The organism is Lysinibacillus fusiformis, from assembly GCF_002845985.1.
Taxonomy (GTDB): domain Bacteria; phylum Bacillota; class Bacilli; order Bacillales_A; family Planococcaceae; genus Lysinibacillus; species Lysinibacillus fusiformis_D.
In genome coordinates this window covers 63,963-83,385 of the sequence record NZ_PDFK01000011.1, presented here as the reverse complement: position 1 = coordinate 83,385, position 19,423 = coordinate 63,963, and the positions used below count along the sequence as shown (strand labels likewise).

The 19,423-nt window shown below is 36.9% G+C and carries 15 protein-coding genes; 10 read left to right on the top strand and 5 right to left on the bottom strand.

From position 1 onward, the window contains the following. Positions 1 to 171 precede the first annotated feature (171 nt). On the bottom strand, positions 172 to 2,115 hold the full coding sequence (locus CRI88_RS21415) for an ABC transporter ATP-binding protein (RefSeq protein WP_058843574.1): 1,944 nt from the start codon (positions 2,113 to 2,115) through the stop codon (positions 172 to 174). A 253-nt stretch (positions 2,116 to 2,368) separates the two neighbouring features. Between CRI88_RS21415 and CRI88_RS21410 the strand changes: the two genes are divergently transcribed. The 3 genes from CRI88_RS21410 to tatC all read left to right on the top strand — a co-directional run bounded on the left by CRI88_RS21410 (position 2,369) and on the right by tatC (position 4,197). Continuing rightward, positions 2,369 to 3,004 (top strand): redox-sensing transcriptional repressor Rex, encoded by a 636-nt coding sequence (locus CRI88_RS21410; RefSeq protein WP_036119002.1) that lies wholly within the window; start codon positions 2,369 to 2,371, stop codon positions 3,002 to 3,004. Between the two features lie 165 nt (positions 3,005 to 3,169). Further along, entirely contained in the window at positions 3,170 to 3,355 is a 186-nt protein-coding gene (locus CRI88_RS21405) for a twin-arginine translocase TatA/TatE family subunit (RefSeq protein WP_010857065.1), read from the top strand. A 17-nt stretch (positions 3,356 to 3,372) separates the two neighbouring features. Then, the gene (gene tatC, locus CRI88_RS21400; RefSeq protein WP_036119000.1) at positions 3,373 to 4,197 is read left to right on the top strand and encodes a twin-arginine translocase subunit TatC; all 825 of its coding nucleotides are present in this window, start codon (positions 3,373 to 3,375) and stop codon (positions 4,195 to 4,197) included. 77 nt (positions 4,198 to 4,274) lie between these two features. Here the strand turns inward: tatC and CRI88_RS21395 are convergent, their stop codons facing one another. Then, entirely contained in the window at positions 4,275 to 5,039 is a 765-nt protein-coding gene (locus tag CRI88_RS21395; RefSeq protein WP_058843575.1) for a CPBP family intramembrane glutamic endopeptidase, read from the bottom strand. Positions 5,040 to 5,210: 171 nt separating this feature from the next. Here CRI88_RS21395 and groES point away from each other — a divergent pair, with 171 nt between their 5' ends. The 5 genes from groES to CRI88_RS21370 all read left to right on the top strand — a co-directional run bounded on the left by groES (position 5,211) and on the right by CRI88_RS21370 (position 10,795). After that, positions 5,211 to 5,495 (top strand): co-chaperone GroES, encoded by a 285-nt coding sequence (groES, locus tag CRI88_RS21390; protein ID WP_004224358.1) that lies wholly within the window; start codon positions 5,211 to 5,213, stop codon positions 5,493 to 5,495. Between the two features lie 130 nt (positions 5,496 to 5,625). Beyond that, the gene (groL, locus tag CRI88_RS21385; protein WP_058843576.1) at positions 5,626 to 7,257 is read left to right on the top strand and encodes a chaperonin GroEL; all 1,632 of its coding nucleotides are present in this window, start codon (positions 5,626 to 5,628) and stop codon (positions 7,255 to 7,257) included. Positions 7,258 to 7,928: 671 nt separating this feature from the next. After that, positions 7,929 to 9,008 (top strand): FecCD family ABC transporter permease, encoded by a 1,080-nt coding sequence (locus CRI88_RS21380; protein ID WP_036118993.1) that lies wholly within the window; start codon positions 7,929 to 7,931, stop codon positions 9,006 to 9,008. Between the two features lie 4 nt (positions 9,009 to 9,012). Beyond that, positions 9,013 to 9,774: an ABC transporter ATP-binding protein gene (locus CRI88_RS21375; protein ID WP_036118991.1), complete on the top strand. Its 762-nt coding sequence runs from the start codon at positions 9,013 to 9,015 to the stop codon at positions 9,772 to 9,774. Between the two features lie 10 nt (positions 9,775 to 9,784). Beyond that, complete coding sequence (locus CRI88_RS21370; protein WP_036118989.1) at positions 9,785 to 10,795, top strand: ABC transporter substrate-binding protein; 1,011 nt, start codon at positions 9,785 to 9,787, stop codon at positions 10,793 to 10,795. Positions 10,796 to 11,144: 349 nt separating this feature from the next. On the opposite strand, the gene CRI88_RS21365 is transcribed toward CRI88_RS21370, so the two are convergent. The 3 genes from CRI88_RS21365 to CRI88_RS21355 all read right to left on the bottom strand — a co-directional run bounded on the left by CRI88_RS21365 (position 11,145) and on the right by CRI88_RS21355 (position 17,200). Then, on the bottom strand, positions 11,145 to 14,312 hold the full coding sequence (locus CRI88_RS21365; protein ID WP_058843577.1) for a non-ribosomal peptide synthetase: 3,168 nt from the start codon (positions 14,310 to 14,312) through the stop codon (positions 11,145 to 11,147). Positions 14,313 to 14,447: 135 nt separating this feature from the next. Then, a complete protein-coding gene (locus tag CRI88_RS21360; protein ID WP_036118985.1) occupies positions 14,448 to 16,196 on the bottom strand; it encodes a methyl-accepting chemotaxis protein in 1,749 nt (582 codons plus the stop codon). A 539-nt stretch (positions 16,197 to 16,735) separates the two neighbouring features. Further along, entirely contained in the window at positions 16,736 to 17,200 is a 465-nt protein-coding gene (locus CRI88_RS21355; RefSeq protein ID WP_036118983.1) for a hypothetical protein, read from the bottom strand. Between the two features lie 174 nt (positions 17,201 to 17,374). Here CRI88_RS21355 and CRI88_RS21350 point away from each other — a divergent pair, with 174 nt between their 5' ends. Both CRI88_RS21350 and CRI88_RS21345 read left to right on the top strand, forming a co-directional pair. Further along, positions 17,375 to 18,688, top strand: coding sequence for an AAA family ATPase (locus CRI88_RS21350; protein ID WP_257982960.1), 1,314 nt, complete (start codon positions 17,375 to 17,377; stop codon positions 18,686 to 18,688). Further along, entirely contained in the window at positions 18,681 to 19,412 is a 732-nt protein-coding gene (locus CRI88_RS21345) for a hypothetical protein (protein WP_036118980.1), read from the top strand. The genes CRI88_RS21350 and CRI88_RS21345 overlap by 8 nt, the downstream gene beginning before the upstream one ends. Positions 19,413 to 19,423 lie beyond the last annotated feature (11 nt).

Here is a 19,423-nt window from a genome sequence, read left to right as displayed (position 1 = left end):
TTGTGGACAATGTGGAAAACTCTGTTGATATGTTGGTATTACTAGATTTATAGTGTGTATAAAACTGTGGGCACTTTTTGTCGAAAAATAGCACTTGACCAATATATATGAAAAATAAAGGTGTGTAAAGAAAAAAGCCATGCGGCGAGGCACATGGCTTAAAATCAGTAACTACATATTCATATTTTCAAGTTCCTCATTTAGCTCTAACCATTCTAATTCCAATCGCTCATGCTGTTCTTTAGCAGTAGCTAATTCGTCTTGAAGCTGTGAAATTTTTTCGTGATCCGTGAAAATTGCAGGGTCACAGAGAGCTTCCTCGAGTCTATCAATGATAGCTGTTGTTTCTTGCATCTTCACTTCTAGTTCTTCAATAGTACGTCTAATTTGACGTTCGCGTTTTTTTGCCTCTTTATCAATTTTAGAGGTAGAAGTCTTATCAGGTAGGTCTTGCTGTACTTGTAGTTGGGAGGCAGCCTTCATTTGCGCTAGCTCCAACAGTTCCTGTTTTTTCTCTACATAATAATCATAGTCACCTAAATATTCAAATGACCCAGTTCCAGACAACTCCACCACTTTCGTTGTGATACGATTAATGAAGTAGCGGTCATGGGAGACAAATAGAAGCGTTCCAGGATAATCAATCAGTGCATTTTCCAGAACCTCTTTACTATCTAAGTCTAGATGGTTTGTAGGCTCGTCGAGAATTAAAAAATTGGCCTTTTGCATCATTAATTTTGACAGTGCAAGGCGTGCTTTTTCACCGCCTGATAAAGAGGATACGGTTTTATCCACATCTTCTCCACTAAATAGGAAGCGTCCTAAGACAGTGCGAATATCTTTTTCATTCATGAGCGGCCATTCATCCCATAGCTCTTTCAAGACACTTTTATTGCTTGAAAGCTTTGCTTGCTCTTGATCATAATAGCCAATTTGTACATTAGTACCATAACGAATAGCACCTGCAAGAGGTGTTAAATCTTTCACAATTGTTTTTAATAATGTTGATTTACCAACCCCATTTGGTCCAACAAGGGCTATCCGATCCTCGCGAAAAGTGCGCAGGTTAATACCACTAGATATTAGCTGATCATCATAGCCGATTGTTAAATCATCGACGGATAAAACATCATTACCACTTTGACGTTCGATAGTAAAACCAAAACTAGCGGATTTCTCATCACCATCCGGCGATTCCATCCACTCAGTTCGTTCAAGCATTTTACGTCGACTTTGTGCCATTTTTGTTGTAGAGGCACGTGCAATATTCTTTTGGATAAAATCCTCTAGCTTGGCCTTTTCATCTTGCTGACGCTCAAAAAGTTTGACATCGCGTTCATAGGTTTTAGCCTTTTCATCTAAATAAGCACTGTAATTGCCTGTATATTTTGTAACACGATGACGTGACACCTCGTAGACAATGGAAACGACTTGGTCTAAGAAGTAGCGGTCATGGGAAACAATTAAAATAGCTCCTTCATAGCTCTTTAAATAAGATTCCAACCAAGATAATGTTTCGATATCTAAATGGTTCGTAGGCTCATCGAGAATTAAAAGGTCTGGTTTACTAAGTAAAAGCTTAGCCAGTGCTAAACGTGTGCGTTGTCCACCAGATAGTGAGCTGATGGGTTTATCATAGTCTTCGGGATAGAACTGCATTCCATGAAGCACTGAACGTATGTCCGATTCATATTGATAGCCGCCAGCATCCTTAAAAGTATGCTGTAGTTGATCGTATTCCGACATAACTTTCGCATACAGAGTGGAATTTTCGTAAACGGTAGGATCAGCCATCTGCTGTTCGAGCGAGCGGAGCGTTTGTTCTTGAGCTAAAAGCGGTTCGAAAATGGTCATCATTTCATCCCAAATAGTTAACGTAGAATTTAATCCAGCATGTTGCTCTAAATAGCCAACCTGAACGCCCTTTGGGATAATGATATCCCCAGAGTCATAGGACATTTGACCAGCGATTATTTTTAATAAAGTCGATTTACCTGCACCGTTTCGCCCTACTAAGGCAACGCGATCACGGTGTTGAACTTCTAATTTAACACCACTTAAAATTTCATCTGCAAGAAAGGATTTAGTTAGTTGATTGACCTGTAAAACAATCATTCTTGACACCTCAATTCTACCTTAGTGTAATGGATGAACGATTTGCATGCAATGTAGGTGCTTTACTTATTCCTAGCAGTCATGTAAGATTGAAACGATTTCTTTTTAGTTAGTTGCGTACAAAGCGCCATTAACTAAAGAGAAATACGCTAGTGGATTGCAAAAATGTTGTATATAGTTAAGGATAAATGTATTAAAATTAGTAGTTAAATACAGTAAAATTGATTGAGGTTCATCATAAGGAGGAGAAAGTTTGAAACAAGAATTAAAAATCCCACAAGCCACTACAAAAAGACTTCCTCTTTACTATCGATTTATTCAAAACTTTGCACAAGAAGGTATGGAACGTATTTCGTCGAAGGAACTGAGTGAAGCGATGAAAATAGATTCTGCAACGATTCGCCGTGATTTTTCTTATTTTGGCGCTCTTGGTAAAAAGGGCTATGGCTATGATGTGCAGCATTTATTACAATTTTTTAGCCAGACGCTTGATCAACATGAAGCGACAAAAGTAGCGTTAATTGGCGTGGGGAATTTGGGCAGTGCATTATTAAAATATAATTTTCAAAAAAACCATAATACACATATTGTCGTAGCATTCGATTCTAAAGCACCGAAGGATGGCAAAATGATTAGTAATATTCCTGTTTTTCATCCAGATTTGCTGGAGGAGAAGTATGCTGAATACGGTGCAGAGCTTGCGATTTTAACCGTTTCACCACGCTCCGCACAAAAAATGGCGGATCGTTTAGCAGCAATGAATGCAAAAGGTATTTTAAACTTTACACCAGAACGGTTAACAGTACCAGATAGAATGCAGCTCTTAACCATTGATTTATCGGTAGAATTGCAAGCGCTTATCTATTTAATTCGTAATCAGGAAGTGTGAAAATAATACATATTTTTAAGTGTAATTCACCATTTCTGTCAAATAATATTTTTTAATAAAATGCGGGTAAACCTATGAGAGAGACGAAAAACTTTCACATATAATTAGTTAGCAAAATGGCGAAATATGCGTTAAAATGATGGATATAAAGAGGAGGTGGCTGTAATGGGTGGAATTGGTCCTATGAGCCTCATTATTATCGGAATTGTCGCGTTATTAATTTTTGGTCCTAAGAAGTTACCAGAGCTTGGTAAGGCATTTGGTTCAACACTACGTGAATTCAAAAATGCTACTAAAGGTTTAGCCGACGAAGATGATGATGACAAGAAAAAGAAAGAACTAGATAAGTAAGTTAGGATGTTTGAGGAATGAATCCAAAAGATCTAACTGTCATTGAGCATATAGAAGAATTAAGAAAACGGCTGTTCATTGTTGCCGTTTTCTTTGTTCTCGCTATGGCTGGCGGCTTTTTCGTCGCAAAGCCGCTTGTTAAATACCTTCAAATGACTGGAGCAAAATATAATATTGAGCTTCATGCATTTGACGTAGTCACACCACTTGCAATTTATATCCAAGTTGTTTTTATAATTGCCTTTATTCTTTCATCGCCAGTGTTGATGTATCAATTGTGGTCGTTTATTAGCCCTGGATTAAGAGAAGTAGAACGTAAAGCCACTCTAAGCTATATACCATATTCATTTCTATTGTTTATTGCAGGGTTATCTTTTTCGTACTTTTTACTCTTCCCGTATGTCATAAAATTCATGATGAATTTATCGAATGATTTGGAGATACAGCAAACCATTGGTATACATGAGTATTTTACATTTTTGTTTAAGCTTACAATACCTTTTGGTTTTCTATTCCAGTTACCGATTGTTGTTTTATTCTTTTCGCGAATTGGTATATTAAGTCCAGATTTACTAATTCGAATTCGTAAATATTCATACTTTGGTTTATTTGTATGTGCAGCGATTATTGCACCGCCTGAGTTGGCGTCACATTTAATGGTTTCTGTGCCATTGTTTATCTTGTATGAAATTAGTATTATGATTTCTCGGATTGGTTATAAGAAATATCTTAAATCAGAGGAAATTCGTTTAAAAGAAGAACAGGAAGCGGAGCAAAAGCGTCAGATTGAAGAGGCGCTTGAGCAGCAACGACGACAAATAGAAGAATTGAATCAACAGTAATAGATAAAGCTCGGTGCCCTCAATGGGACACCGAGCTTTTGTGTTCTAATTCCGCTTTACGATGACTTTACAAAAAATTATTGCATTTTTTCTAGTTCTTGAAGAAACTTTTGCAATGGCTCTGCATAGAATTGTACAAGTGTCACAAATCCATTAAGCATAACGTGTGCGATAATAGAAGTCCAAATGCGTTTTGTTTTGTGATATAAAAAGGCAAATATTAAGCCACAAATGGTATAAAGCAAGATATGCGAGAAGTCGAAGTGGATAATCGCAAAGAATATGGCACTTACTATAGCCGCCACCCAGAAATTTGTTGTTTGGACAAGCGAGCCAAATATGACTCTGCGGAAGACGAATTCTTCTAAAATAGGCCCAAATACAACAATCGCTAATATAGCAACGGGAGCACCTTGAGCTATAGCGACGATATCTGCGGTATTTTGGGAACCTCCTTCGATACCGAAAACAGCCATCTCAATAGCGGCACCAATCATTTGACCAAAGAACACGAGGAAGAAACCGAAGATTCCCCAAACAATTGTAAGAGGGATCGTTTCCTTTTTTCCTTGATAAATGTTCCAAAAGGCTTTATCACGAGATGTTAGGATTAAGCTTAAAATGAGCGCAATAGCAAAACTAAGGGCAATATACCAGCCTTGAGTAATGGGAGCCGCTTGTTCAGAAGCTAGACCAGTTATCTTCATAACGAGCTTATGAAACGGTAAGAGCAGCCATCTGCTTGAAATCTGCATCAAGATATAAATTAATAAGACATACAGGGCTGTTTTTTTATGTTTCGTTATTTTTTGAGAATTAGTCACAGTCAAAATCCTTTCCATTCATATGCTTCCTTTCTATTGTAGAGGAATATGGAAAGAAAACAAAATTTTTCGAAGTTCTGGCTTGCAAAAAAAAGTGTGATTGATTATCATAATAATTGTGTTAGCACTCATTGATATAGAGTGCTAATAAATTTTAACAATTATTTAATTATTAGGAGGTTGTTTCACTTGTTAAGACCACTAGGAGATCGTATTGTAATTGAACTAATCGAGGTAGAAGAGAAATCTGCATTCGGTATTGTACTACCTGACTCTGCAAAAGAAAAACCACAAGAGGGTAAAGTAGTAGCAGTTGGGACAGGTCGTGTATTAGAGAACGGGCAACGTGTAGAGCTTGACGTTAAAGTTGACGACCGCATTATTTTCTCTAAATACGCTGGAACAGAAGTTAAATTTGAAGGTAATGAATACCTAATTTTACGCGAAAGCGATATTCTTGCAATTATTGAATAAGTACATTATTCACACCTTAAATAAAGGTGAAGGCTTATTGTTTGTTTAACGAAAATGACAATAAGATGAAATTGATATAAATATATTGAAGAAGCTTAACGAATATTCCATTTCAGGAGGGTAAATTCTCATGGCAAAAGATATTAAATTCTCAGAAGACGCTCGTTCATTAATGTTACAAGGTGTAGATAAATTAGCGAATACAGTAAAAGTAACATTAGGACCAAAAGGGCGTAATGTTGTTTTAGAAAAAAAATTCGGTTCACCACTTATTACAAATGATGGTGTAACAATCGCTAAAGAAATCGAGCTAGAAAACCCATATGAAAACATGGGGGCAAAATTAGTAGCAGAGGTTGCTTCTAAGACAAATGAAATCGCTGGTGACGGTACAACAACAGCAACAGTATTAGCACAAGCAATTATTCGTGAAGGCTTGAAAAACGTTACGGCTGGTGCAAATCCTGTAGGTATCCGCAAAGGTATTGATAAAGCAGTTGCTGCTGCACTTACAGAATTACACGCTATTTCTCGTCCAGTAAGCAATAAAGAAGAAATTGCACAAGTTGCTGCTATTTCTGCTGCAGATGATGAAGTTGGACAACTGATCGCTGAAGCAATGGAGCGTGTTGGTAACGACGGCGTTATTACAATCGAAGAATCTAAAGGCTTCACAACAGAACTTGATGTAGTAGAAGGTATGCAGTTTGACCGTGGCTATGCTTCACACTACATGGTAACTGACACAGATAAAATGGAAGCGGTTCTTGATAACCCATACATTTTAATTACTGATAAAAAAATTACAAACATTCAAGAAGTATTACCATTATTAGAACAAGTGGTACAACAAGGTCGTCCATTAGTAATCATTGCTGAAGACGTGGAAGGTGAAGCACTTGCAACGCTTGTTGTGAACAAGCTTCGTGGTACATTCAATGCTGTAGCAGTAAAAGCACCAGGCTTCGGTGATCGTCGTAAAGCTATGCTTGAAGATATCGCTATCCTAACTGGTGGTCAAGTAATTACTGAAGAATTAGGCTTAGACCTAAAATCAGCGGATATTTCTTCACTTGGACGTGCAGCAAAAGTTGTTGTAACAAAAGACAATACAACAATCGTTGAAGGTGTTGGCGGTGCAGACGCAATCGAAGGACGCATTGGTCAAATCCGTGCACAACTTGCTGAAACAACATCAGAATTCGATAAAGAAAAATTACAAGAACGTCTTGCAAAATTAGCAGGTGGCGTAGCAGTTATCAAAGTTGGTGCTGCAACAGAAACTGAGCTTAAAGAACGTAAACTGCGTATTGAAGATGCCCTAAACTCTACTCGTGCTGCTGTTGAAGAAGGTATCGTATCAGGTGGTGGTACAGCCCTTCTTAACGTCTATGCAGCAGTGGAAAAAGCAGCTGAATCAGTAGATGGCGACGTAGCTACAGGTGTGAAAATCGTTTTACGTGCTTTAGAAGAACCAGTTCGCCAAATCGCTAATAACGCTGGTCTTGAAGGTTCAATCATCGTGGATCGCCTAAAACGTGAAGAAGTTGGCATTGGTTTCAATGCAGCTACTGGCGAATGGGTAAACATGATGGAAGCAGGCGTAGTGGACCCAGCAAAAGTAACTCGTTCAGCTCTACAAAACGCAGCATCAGTTGCAGCGCTATTCTTAACAACAGAAGCAGTTGTAGCAGATATTCCAGAAGCAGCACCAGCAATGCCAGATATGAGCGGCATGGGCGGTATGCCAGGCATGATGTAAGTTTTAGTTTCAGCTAAAATTTTTGACTAAACATAACCACTTTCCATAACTTTATGGGAAGTGGTTTTTATAATGAATAGCTTAAATGTACAGCGCTTGTAACAAGTATATCGCTCTATATTTGTCCCATTCAGTCCCCTTTTTCCAATGAGCTCTATTTATAGTCGATGATCCATTTAACAGCAGGGTGATTTCATCATAGCTCCAATAAATTGTTTAAATTTACCTCCATCATCGATTACTGATTTTCCTGTTGCCTAACCTTTAGTCAAGGTAGTTAGGCGAGGGGGATTCCAATTGCAATTCTCCTATAGCTAATTCCTCTAGTTCAACAATGAGATAATCATAAACCAAATAAAACAGACCAATAGTTAAAAATAAAAGCGAGCATTTTCGCATTTAATTGTTGATTATATTTAGTTAATTAGAAATTCCTAAATTTTCTCTTCTATATAATAAATGGGATTTCTAAACTTATTGTTGTGATGCTCAACGAAAAAATAATTTTAGTGAATGAAAGCGCCATTAGTGGATTATTCATCTACTAAATGTATGAATAATCTATAATTAAAAATTTTCCTGTTGTTTTTCAAAAGATTATCACTTACAATACAAAATGAAAATGATAATCGTTATCATTAACTAATAGTTTGTTAGATAGAGGTGAAATCTTGGATAATCAGGAAGCTAACAGAATAGGAATGGGCAATATTTATTATGTTATTATCTTGCTTTTAATAGGCGCCATTTTAATATCTGCCGTTTTTTCTGTATCAATAGGACAAGTCAGCATACCTTTTAAGCAATCAATGGATATTTTGCTACATACTATATCCAACGGGAAGCTTGGCTCGCTTGATAGTGTGGATAGTGAATCCTACTTGAATATTATTTTACAGGTCAGAATGCCTCGTGTGGTTTTTGCATTATTGATTGGCGTTGGACTTGCACTATGCGGGACTGTCATGCAGGCGGTTGTACAAAACCCCCTTGCTGATCCATACATACTTGGTATTTCTTCAGGGGCGTCATTGGGTGCAACCTTTGCCATTCTAGTTGGTTTTGGAAGTAGTGCATTGTTGGCACAGTTTGGGGTAGCCTTTGGAGCATTTGCAGGGGCGATGATTACCTCTATGGCAGTGCTGATCTTATCCAGCATTGGTGGTAAAGCGACATCAGTCAAACTTGTTTTATCAGGTGTTGTCATTGGAGCATTATGTAGTTCTTTTTCAAGTCTTATTATCTTTTTTGCGAATAATGCTGAGGGCATTAAAACCGTTACGTTTTGGTCTATGGGAAGCTTGGCCTCTGCTAGCTGGGATAAAACACCGATTTTAACAATTGTGATTGTGCTAGGGGCTGCGTTATTCCTTTTCCAACATCGTGTGCTAAATACAATGCTACTTGGAGATGAATCAGCTATCACATTAGGTATCAATCTAAGTGCTTATCGCAAATTGTACATGATCCTTACTTCGCTCATTACAGGAACAATGGTTGCTTATGCGGGTATGATCGGTTTTGTTGGTTTAATTATTCCACATATCACGAGAGGCATTTTTGGAGCAGACCATAAACGATTAATGTTAGGAACATTGCTCTTAGGTGGTCTTTTCATGATTTGGGCGGATATTCTGTCTCGAACATTAATCCAAAATGTTGAATTACCAATTGGTATCATTACTTCTGTCATTGGATCGCCATTATTTATCTATATGATTGTAAAAAAAGGTTACAACTTCGGAGGGTAGAACAATGGAATTAGTAGCAAAGGAAATAGAGGTAAAGATCGGCAAAAAGGAAATAGTAAAAAACATATCCATTCATGTGAATAAGCAACAATTTGTGGGCTTAATCGGACCAAACGGATGCGGAAAGTCAACTTTGTTGAAAAGTATTTATAAAAGCCTTGTGCCTCAAAAAGGGATGGTTTTTTTAGATGATTTAGATGTTTTGAAGAGTCCTGAAAAAAAGATTTCTCAGCACTTAGGTGTAGTTGGGCAATTCAATGAAATGCATTTTGATTTAACGGTACAGCAAATGGTGATGTTAGGCAGAACACCTCATAAAAAAATGCTAGAGTCAGATAACCAAAAGGATTTTGACATAGTGGAAGAGGCGTTAACGCGTACGAACTTACAATCCTATAGAGGGCGTAGTTTTCTTTCACTATCTGGTGGCGAAAAGCAACGAGTTATTTTAGCAAGAACGATTGCTCAGCAGCCTAAATTTATGATTTTGGATGAGCCAACAAACCATTTAGATATTCGTTATCAAATCGAAATACTATCCTGTGTTAGAAGTTTAAACATCGGTGTTTTAGCAGCGCTTCACGATTTAGAAATGGCAGCCCATTACTGTGATTATCTCTATGCGGTCAAAGATGGTGAAATCTATGCGCATGGCACACCAGCAGAGGTTTTAACACCGGAAACAATAGAAGCTTTATATCATATTAAATGTCAAACGTTTACTAATCCAGTGACAAACGGATTAGGCTTTGCATATGGACTATAGGAGGAAAATCATGAAGAAAAAACTATTATTAGGAATTGGTTTAGCAGCTTTATTAACATTAACAGCTTGTGGTAACACATCAAAAAATACAGCTGAGGAAACACAAACAAAAGATTATTATCCACTGACAGTTGCTAACTTTGCAAAGGCTGAGGGAGGCTCAACGTGGGAAAAGAAAGATCAAGTATTCGATAAAGCACCTGAAAGAATTATGGCTAATACACGCCCAGCAGCAGAATTATTATTACATTTAGGATTAGGTGATAAAATCGTTGGTGTCGGTGCAAACTTTGGTGCAGTCGATAAATCTGTAGAAGAAGAATACGCTAAGTTAAATATTTTAAGTGATGAGTATGTAGGGAAAGAGGTTACATTAGGAACTGATCCTGATCTTGTATTTGGTCGCGGTGGCTTATTTGATAATGCTGAATGGGGCGTAGGGACAGTAGACTCACTTAATGAAATGGGCGTTAAAACATATGTTTTAGAATCATCTGTAACAGGTGGCACATATGATTCTATTTACAAAGATATCGAAAATATCGGTAAAATTTTCAAAGTGCAAGACAAAGCGGATAGCTTTATTAAAGAATTAAAAGGGCGACAACAAAACATTTCTTCAAAATTAGAAAGTATTAAAGAAGAAAAAACTTTTGCTTATTTGCATACAAATGATCCAAAAGAGCTTTTTGTATACCCAGCTCACGATGAAACATTCTTCAATGACGCATTCAAAATGGTTAAATTAGATAACATTTTCAAAGATGAAACAGGCGATGTAAGTGTTGAAACATTAATTGCAGCAGATCCAGATGTATTAATTCTTCCTAACTGGGATGGTTCTGATCTAACAAAAGTACGCGAAGAAATTTATGCAAATCCTAAACTTTCAAGCATGAAAGCTATTAAAAATAAACAAATTTATATCGTAGATTATAATTACATGTTTGGTTATGGCTACAACACAATAGATGGAATGGAAGCATTAGCAAAAGAGATGTATCCAGACTTATTTAAATAAGAGAGTCGATTAGACAGCTTAAAAAAGGGGGAGAAATTATTAATTTCTCCTCCTTTTTGTTATAGCAATGGAAGCAGCTCTCTATTAAACATTGTAATTGTTTCGGCAGATGGATAAAGGATGTTGTGAATCGAGAACGAGCTAGAAAGTTCTTTCTTGGCTCGCTTAATATTAATGGTATCAAACAAATGAGGTTTATAGCACATGCCCAACCAAGCAATGCTCATTGCTGATCCTGCAAAATCCTGTATTTCTTAAATTTTCGTTAAATATCAGAAGGGAGTACTTAAAAAAAGTATCCTACTCTGTTAGTGTTAACGATATGCAAATAGCTGTATATCCTGTTTGATTATCTTATGTTGACTTGACTTGGAGCAGGGAAGTAGCCTGTATCTATTCCATATTGAATCATTCTGTGAATAAAGGCTGTATTAGGTACTGCACATTCAATTTTCGTATTGACTAAAAATTCTAGTGTTTTTTTGCAATTGAAAATAAACGGGGAATCACCAGCTCCATCACCTTCAAGCTGAGCAATGGCTAACGATAAATATTCCTGTGCTTCTTTTGTATGCTCACTATGCAATAGCCAATTTGTATATTCCTGTGCTGAAACGATTGATAGATCATAGCCAAATTCCTTAATCATGTCGATTAATTCTAAATAAGGAAGCGATACAGGATTACATAAATGGAAGACATGACCGTTTGCTGCTGGCTGACTCGCCAGAGAAACGAGTGCTTGGCTCGCATAATTAATAGGAGTAAAGTCAACATGCCATTGTGCAGTAGGTGTTTTACCTAAATAAAGCATCGATTTAATCATACGGTAAAAGGCATTGTCATCAATATTACGTTGGAATTTGCCTGTTTCAGAGTGACAACTTAAATTTCCTACACGATAAATGGAAATAGGAATGGCATCATTTACAGCATTTCGAACAAGATTTTCCGCCTCTAGCTTACTTTGGGTATACACATTATTAAGCTTCACATCGTAATTAAAATTACCTTTTGCCTCATTTGAGCCCCATTGAATGGCAGCTAACTCCTCTGGAATACCAATTGTTGATACATAATGGAAATGCATACCCGGTTTTCGTTTAGCTATTTCAAGCAAATGGCGAGTACCATTCACATTGACATTATTGAAATGGTCAGCCGCACCAAAATGACGTACATCTGCACCACAATGAATGATTGCATTGATTTTTTCCAGCAACATTTGTTCAGCTTCATCAGATAAATCAAGTTGTTGCTTTCCTAAGTCGCCTGGGATAACTGTGACACGCTCTTTCATAGGATGAACAAGATCGTTGCCAAAGTAAAATTGCATACTATCCATTAGCTTGTCCTCAATCGTTGCATGGGCACCTGGTCGAATAAGACAGTAAATATGTGCATTTGTTACTGTTAACAGCTCGTATAATATATGGCTTCCTAAATAACCTGTAGCTCCTGTTAATAATACCGACGTCATTGGCAAGGGTCTTACAGTTTGAGAGACTTGCAGCGGACTTGGCTCCATTAAATCCTTAAAAACAAGATTAGCTGGTTGCTCTTGATTGTCATTAGCTTCCGGCTGATAATGACGAATATATTGATCTAGCTCTGCAATCGTTTGGTAGTGGAAGAAATCTTGTATTTTTAAGAATGGTATATGCTTTTTCACTTGTACAAGAATTTCAAGCACTTTTAATGAATGACCTCCAATATGGAAGAAATTATCGTGAATGCCTATTGGCTCGATACCAAGTGCCTTTTCCCATGCGGTAGCTAGCAGCTGCTGTATATTATTTTGGGGTGCGCTGTATGCATGGCTACGCGATAAAACCACTTCCAGTGATGCTAGTTGTTTTCGATCGATTTTTCCTGTAGGAGAAAGCGGCATTTCAGGCAATTCTATAAAACGCTCAGGCACCATATAATCTGGTAGAAGAGTTGACAGGTAGTCTCTTAAAATATCTTCCTCAAGTTGTATACCACTAGTCACTGTATAGTAGGCAAATAAATGATTGTTACCATCGGACTTTTTCTTCGCAATGATTACGACTTCCTGAATGTTAGGATGATTGCTTAACACCGTTTCAATTTCTCCAAGCTCAATACGGAAGCCCCTTACTTTGATTTGTGAATCCTTGCGCCCAACAAATTCAATAATACCACTAGGTAATAGGCGAACTAAATCACCTGTACGATACATTTTTTGTTCTGGCTTCAATAGATGAGGTACAAATACCTCAGCCGTTTTTTCTGGCTGATGTAAATAGCCTGCTGCTAAACCAGCACCTGCAATACATAATTCTCCAGTTTCATGAACTGGGCAAAGCTGCTCATCGTCATTAACAACATACATCTCATAATTAGCGATTGGTCTGCCAATAGGAATACTGGATTGTTTATCTATTATAGAATCCTTTATCTTGAAGTAAGAGGACAATACTGTACATTCAGTTGGTCCGTAAAGATTAATAATTTCTGTAGTTAATCCAAATTTTTCATGCCATTTTTGAACGACAGCAGGTAATAGAGCTTCGCCACCAACAGATAGGTAGTTTAGTGTTGTCAGTTTTTCTCGGTATTCTACAGGTAAATGTGTTGCTAGCTGTGTAAAGAAAGCATTGGGTACAGTGGCAGCGGTTACTTGCTCACGACCAATCATATCAGCAAATGCTTCAATCGATAGACGTTCCACACTTGTTAGCATATGAAGCCTTGCTCCAGAAAAGAAAGCGGTAAAAGTCTCTGTTACTGATGGGTCAAAACTATAGGAGATAAACTGAGAATATACATCGTCTTGTGTTGAATGGTAGATTCTTTGATTATCTGTAATCAAATTAATAACAGATTCATGTTTAAGCATAACCCCTTTTGGTTTGCCCGTAGAACCAGAAGTATAAATAATATAGGCTAGGTCGGATGGATGTATTTCACAAGTTAGATTTTCCTGTGAGTAGCCTTTTTCTGATTGGTTGATCGTTAACACTGTACGTGTTTGGGAATCATTATGTATGAAATCATTCAGTAATACTGTATGTTCGTTTTTCGTTAGAATAAACGGGGCACCTGTATCGTTTAATAGATACTGACACCGTTCTTTCGGGTAGCTTGGATCAATAGGAACATATACACCACCAGCTTTCAGGACACCTAAAAGGCTGATGATTGTTTCTTTACTTCGTTCCATAACGATTGCCACATAGTTTCCTTTTTGCAGACCGTTTGCTATTAGCATATGAGCAACTTGATTGGATTGTTCATTTAGCTGATGGTAGGTCATCTTACCATTTTCAAAGGACAATGCAATGCGTTCAGCAAACTGTTGTGCTGCCTGATAAAATACGTCAGGTATTGTGGTGTTTTGATCGTAGTCAGCTAATGTTTGGTTTAAAGTTTGATAGGCTAGTAAATCTTCTTCGTTCAACAGTTGTGTACGATTGGATGGTAGAGTTTGTGGCTCATAAGAATGCGTATTATTCTCTAATGGGTATACATCAAATTCTCGTTTATTATTCAATCATGACAACTCCTATTTTAGAAAAGGGCAGACACTTATGAAGGAGTGTTTATGCCATTAGTTCCACAGAAAATGAATCATTCTCAGAATTCTAACGGACATACATCTCCTGATAAGAGCAGCCCTTTCGCTTTTTTATTTCACTACAAAGGTATTAACAACATTTAATAGTTCATCAGATAACTCGGATAATACTTGAGCTTCTTCAGAAACTCGTTGTACGGTATTCAGCTGAGAGGCAGAAGTTGCGGCAACTGCTCTCGTATTGTCTTTTGAATTGATAGAGAAGTCTTCCATATCTTTAACAGCAGATGTTACTTCTTCCATACCAGCTGCCATTTCTTCAATCGTAGCAGAAAGCTCTTGAATTTGTCCTGTTACATGATGAATGGAAGTTAGAATCTGGCTAAATGATTTTTCTGAATCATTAATCATAACAATTCCATGATCGACCTCTTCTACAGCGTGAACCATGATATTGACAGATTCGTTTGTATCATGCTGGATATGAGAAATAAGTGTAGAAATTTCCCGTGCAGATGCCTCAGACTGTTCAGCAAGCTTACGTACCTCGTCAGCAACCACTGCAAACCCACTACCAGCTTCTCCAGCACGGGCAGCTTCGATGGCTGCATTCAATGCCAGTAAATTTGTTTGGGAAGCGATTCCCGTAATAATGCCCACAATTTCTTCAATTTTATTGGAGTGATCGCCAAGTAATTTAACAGAAGCAGCAGACTGATTCACAGCTTTACTAATCGCATTCATTTGTGCAACTGATTTATTTGTCGATTCATTACCTCTTTCAGCTTCCTCTGATGCTAAGATAGAGGATTCTGAAATTTGATTGGATGTCATCGCAATGCGTTGGATACCAATACTCATTTCTTCAATAGTAATCGTACTCTCTTTTGCCTTTTGAACTTGGAGATCCGCACCACTCGCAATTTCTTGCATGGAAGAAGCTACATTATTATAAGAATCGGAAGCTTCCTGCATATTTGCCGATAAAACGTTGGCTGTGTTTGACACACGAGCAGAAACGTTTGTTGTACTTTTAATGACAGTTTTTAGATTTTCAATCATTAAGTTAAAGTTTTGTGTGAGCGTTCCTATTTCATCTGTAGAAGTAACGGATAATGGTTCAAGCTCTAAATTACCTTCTGCTACTTTTTTAGATTGTAAGGAAAGCTGTTGAATTGGTGTTAATTTTTTTCTCAAAAGAGTGTATACAGCAATAGATGAACCAATTAAGAAAATAACAGTGACTAATAATGTCCATAGAGCTTCAGACATGGCTTTTCCAGTTACCATCGATACGTCATAGTCAATGGCATATGCAGCCAACATATCACCATTTTCATCTAAAATGGGTGTGAGGCCCGTTTTGTAGCTACCAAACTCATCGCTATAAATATCTGTTGCTGTTGCTTTTTTTGTGTTAAAAACCTCTTTGATTCTTGCTAGGAAATCGGGAGATAAACCCATAGCAATCATATCTTGATTATATTCAGCACCTAGTTCTAGTATACTAGATGAAAGAACAGGTGCATTAATATTTTCTCCATTAACCGTAATTAAAAATAGATTGGTAATGCTATCAGAATTGTCATTGATCGCATCCATTTCTCTTGTTAATTTTAAGGCGTCGGAGTTACTGTTTGTTGGATTATCTAGTATTGATTTCAACGTATTGATATCAATCGTTTTTGCTAAGATCATGCCTTTGTCAGAGAGCGATTGATCCATATCTGTTAAATTACTATTTCTGACAATATAATAAGAAAGGCCTAAAGTAACTAAACCAAATAATAATAAAATACTTACCATTATTACGGTTAGTTTTTTGCTAATGGACATATGCTGCTTCTTGCGTTTTTTCATACTTTTCCTCCTAATATGATATAACAAATATTTCAAGCTAAGGATAAGAAATGGATAATTTAGTCAATGTACTGCACATTGAAGATTGTGATGTTATTCGTAGAAGTCCAGATGCATATTAAATATTTATGAATGCAAAGTAATCTATTTATCCCCTAACATTAAACTACTATACTGCCAAAAAAATTGATTCACAACCCAGAAAACTTACTATTTAAAGTCTAGATTTATAAAATTAAAGAATGGAATTTAGTTTTTTAGTCTGTCTATTTTGTATTTTAGTCTGTATTTTTACAAAAACTCGAAAGATTACTAGTATAAAAAAGAAGTTTGCTTGGAACTAGTCGATTTCAATTGAATTAAAAATTTGGTGGATATCCTATTTTTCAACTCCTTGTTAGGGCTTTTTACTTATTTTGTAATGTCTGATATGCATTGAGAATGCTATGGTTTTCTGTCATTTTTATTATGGGAATAAAATGAAAAAAAGGTTATTTCTTTATTCAAAGATGAACAAAGAAATAACCTTTTCTAATTGGCTATGGTCGAGGATTACCAAAGATACCTGGTAAAATATTAGGCAATCCTGGTATTAATGGTGGTGGGAAACCGGGATATTGCCCTCCTGGACGTGGTGGATAAGGTTGCGGCGGATAGGGCTGTGGTGGATATGGACGTGGAGGATAGGGTTGCGGTGGATAAGGTTGTGGCGGATATGGACGTGGAGGGTATGGTTGCGGCGGATAAGGTGGTGGATAGGGTGGTGGATATGGCGGAGGATAGGAACTACCAGGTGGTGTACCTGTACCTGCGGCAGTAATTTGACTAACATCCACAGTCACTATTTGACCGTTATCTAGCTGGATTTCAGCTGTTCTTCCTCCCGTGCCAAATGTTCGAATCAATGTACCTGCATAAGTACCTGTGGGGAGTGTTACCCATATTTTCATACCTGGGCGAAATTGACTGTTAAAATCATCAGGAGCTAATCTAGGATAAACCAATGAAACACACCTTTCTTCATTTTTTCTAACATATGCCTATTGCGATAATTGCCATAGGCTTTAGGCTAGTCGATACTTAAGGTTGAAATTGTTATAAAATATAACAATTTTCATTATAATAAGGAAAAAGGTTAAAAGGATGTTTAGCAAATGGCGATTATTAAAATAAAAAAGATGAACATACAAAATTTGCGAAATGTAAGACAAGGCGAAATTGTACTAGGAGTAAATTTTGAGACATTTCTACAAGCAAATGTTGTAGGGCTGTATGGACAGAATGGCTCTGGAAAGACAACCATTGTGGATGCATTTGAAATATTAAAGACACTTATATCGGGTTGGCTTGCTGAAGTGAAACTACCCTCACAAGAAAAACGACTTATCTTAGCAGGTGAGCAAACAGCCTGCATAGATGTCGAATTTTTAGTTGAAAATCAATTTGGGACGTTTTATGTAAATTACTATGTGGAGCTACAGGAGGATCAGCATCGGTTATATACAACGCTGGAACGTCTTAGCTATCGAGAAAATGCTAAAGGGAAGCGTTCAAAGATATTAGTAGCTGTAACAGAGAAGGACGTCCGAATTCGTCAATCAAAACTGGCTGATTTAAGTGAGCAGGCACGTATCCAATTACTTGTTATTCAACAGTTAGCAAGAAAGCAATATATGTCATTTCTATTCCATAAAGATGTAAAGCCATTGTTACAGGAACGACTTTCGGAGCAAGAAATGCAACTACTTCAAAATATTGCGGTTGATTTTAATAGAGACTTACATGTTGTTAATAATCAAAATATAGCACCATTATTTGAAGAACGGATCATGCCGTTTAGTATTCATTTAGAGAAAACGAGAGGTCTAATACCTTACGATTTAAAGGGACCAGCAATATTACGAGAGGATGCATTCTATGCATTATGTGAAGTAATTGAGCAAAGTAACCGTGTGTTAACGGCTATTATTCCAGGTCTAACTATTAAAATTAATGTGATTACAAAGCAAATGATGGATAATGGTGAGCCGGGAATTCGTTTTGAATTTTTATCACAGCGTGGAGAGAGGGAATTACCGCTGCGAACAGAGTCTGAGGGGATTTTAAAGATCATTTCTGTTCTTAGTGTATTGATAGCTGTCTACAATAATCCGAATGCCTGTGTGGTTATTGATGAATTAGATTCGGGAGTATTTGAATATTTGTTGGGTGAGTTGTTAACAGTGATAGATGAGGATGGAAAAGGACAACTTATTTTTACATCCCATAATCTACGTGTGTTAGAGGTGCTAGCTATTAAAAACTTATGGTTTACAACGACAAATGAAAATCACCGCTATATGCAGCTAAAAGGCATTAAAGAAGTAAATAATGCTAGAGATGTCTACTTACGTGCTATTCAACTTGGTGGACAGGATGAAGATGTCTATAAGGAAACCAAAACATTTAAAATTAAACGTGCTTTTCGTAAAGCGGGTGTTCAGTATGACTAAAAAGGTACTCTTAATCATTGTGGAAGGACAAACGGAGCAAATCATTTTAGAGGATTATTTAGATGCTCACTTTGCGAATTCAACCATACGTTTTGATGTACAACGTGAAGATATTTTGACAAAATGGGATGCCCATAAACGTATCCCGAATATTAAAAATAGTGTGGTACGAGTAATCCAAAGCTATCTTGAAAAATATAAATTTTTAGCAAATGATTTAACTGCTGTCGTTCATATTACAGATACGGATGGTTGCTTTATTGCACCGGAATGTGTCAAGGTAGATGAGAAAATTGAGCAAAATTTATTTTATACTGAGGATGCTATTTTAGTGAAGTCAGCTAAGCGTAAAGAACAAATTGAACAACGTAATGATATGAAAGCGAAGAATGCTAAAATTTTAATTGCCAACGACCATTTTAGCATTAATCGTATGAAAGTACCTTATCAATTGTTTTATTTCTCTACGAATTTAGAGCATGTTTTATGGGATGAGCGCAATGAAATCCCAACAGAAAAAATACAAAAAGCAGATGCGTTTATGGACAATCTATCTGGCACAATTGAAGAATATTTGAGAGCCTATCTCCCGGTTAGTTCAGAGCTACCTTATAGGGAAAAAATAAAGAAAAGTTGGTCGTTTTTAATGGAAGGTTGCCATTCATTGCAACGAGGTACGAATGTACCACTATTATTTGAAATGATTAAAACGGATGTACAATAAAAACAGGTGAC

What these genes read in the sequence shown, in the direction of transcription:
- CRI88_RS21370 (WP_036118989.1), top strand. Translation starts at nt 9,785, where the DNA reads ATGAAGAAAAAACTATTATTAGGAATTGGTTTAGCAGCTTTATTAACA.
- CRI88_RS21405 (WP_010857065.1), top strand. Translation starts at nt 3,170, where the DNA reads ATGGGTGGAATTGGTCCTATGAGCCTCATTATTATCGGAATTGTCGCG.
- groL (WP_058843576.1), top strand. Translation starts at nt 5,626, where the DNA reads ATGGCAAAAGATATTAAATTCTCAGAAGACGCTCGTTCATTAATGTTA.
- CRI88_RS21415 (WP_058843574.1), bottom strand. Translation starts at nt 2,115, where the DNA reads ATGATTGTTTTACAGGTCAATCAACTAACTAAATCCTTTCTTGCAGAT.
- CRI88_RS21395 (WP_058843575.1), bottom strand. Translation starts at nt 5,039, where the DNA reads ATGGAAAGGATTTTGACTGTGACTAATTCTCAAAAAATAACGAAACAT.
- CRI88_RS21375 (WP_036118991.1), top strand. Translation starts at nt 9,013, where the DNA reads ATGGAATTAGTAGCAAAGGAAATAGAGGTAAAGATCGGCAAAAAGGAA.
- CRI88_RS21345 (WP_036118980.1), top strand. Translation starts at nt 18,681, where the DNA reads ATGACTAAAAAGGTACTCTTAATCATTGTGGAAGGACAAACGGAGCAA.
- CRI88_RS21350 (WP_257982960.1), top strand. Translation starts at nt 17,375, where the DNA reads ATGAACATACAAAATTTGCGAAATGTAAGACAAGGCGAAATTGTACTA.
- CRI88_RS21360 (WP_036118985.1), bottom strand. Translation starts at nt 16,196, where the DNA reads ATGAAAAAACGCAAGAAGCAGCATATGTCCATTAGCAAAAAACTAACC.
- tatC (WP_036119000.1), top strand. Translation starts at nt 3,373, where the DNA reads ATGAATCCAAAAGATCTAACTGTCATTGAGCATATAGAAGAATTAAGA.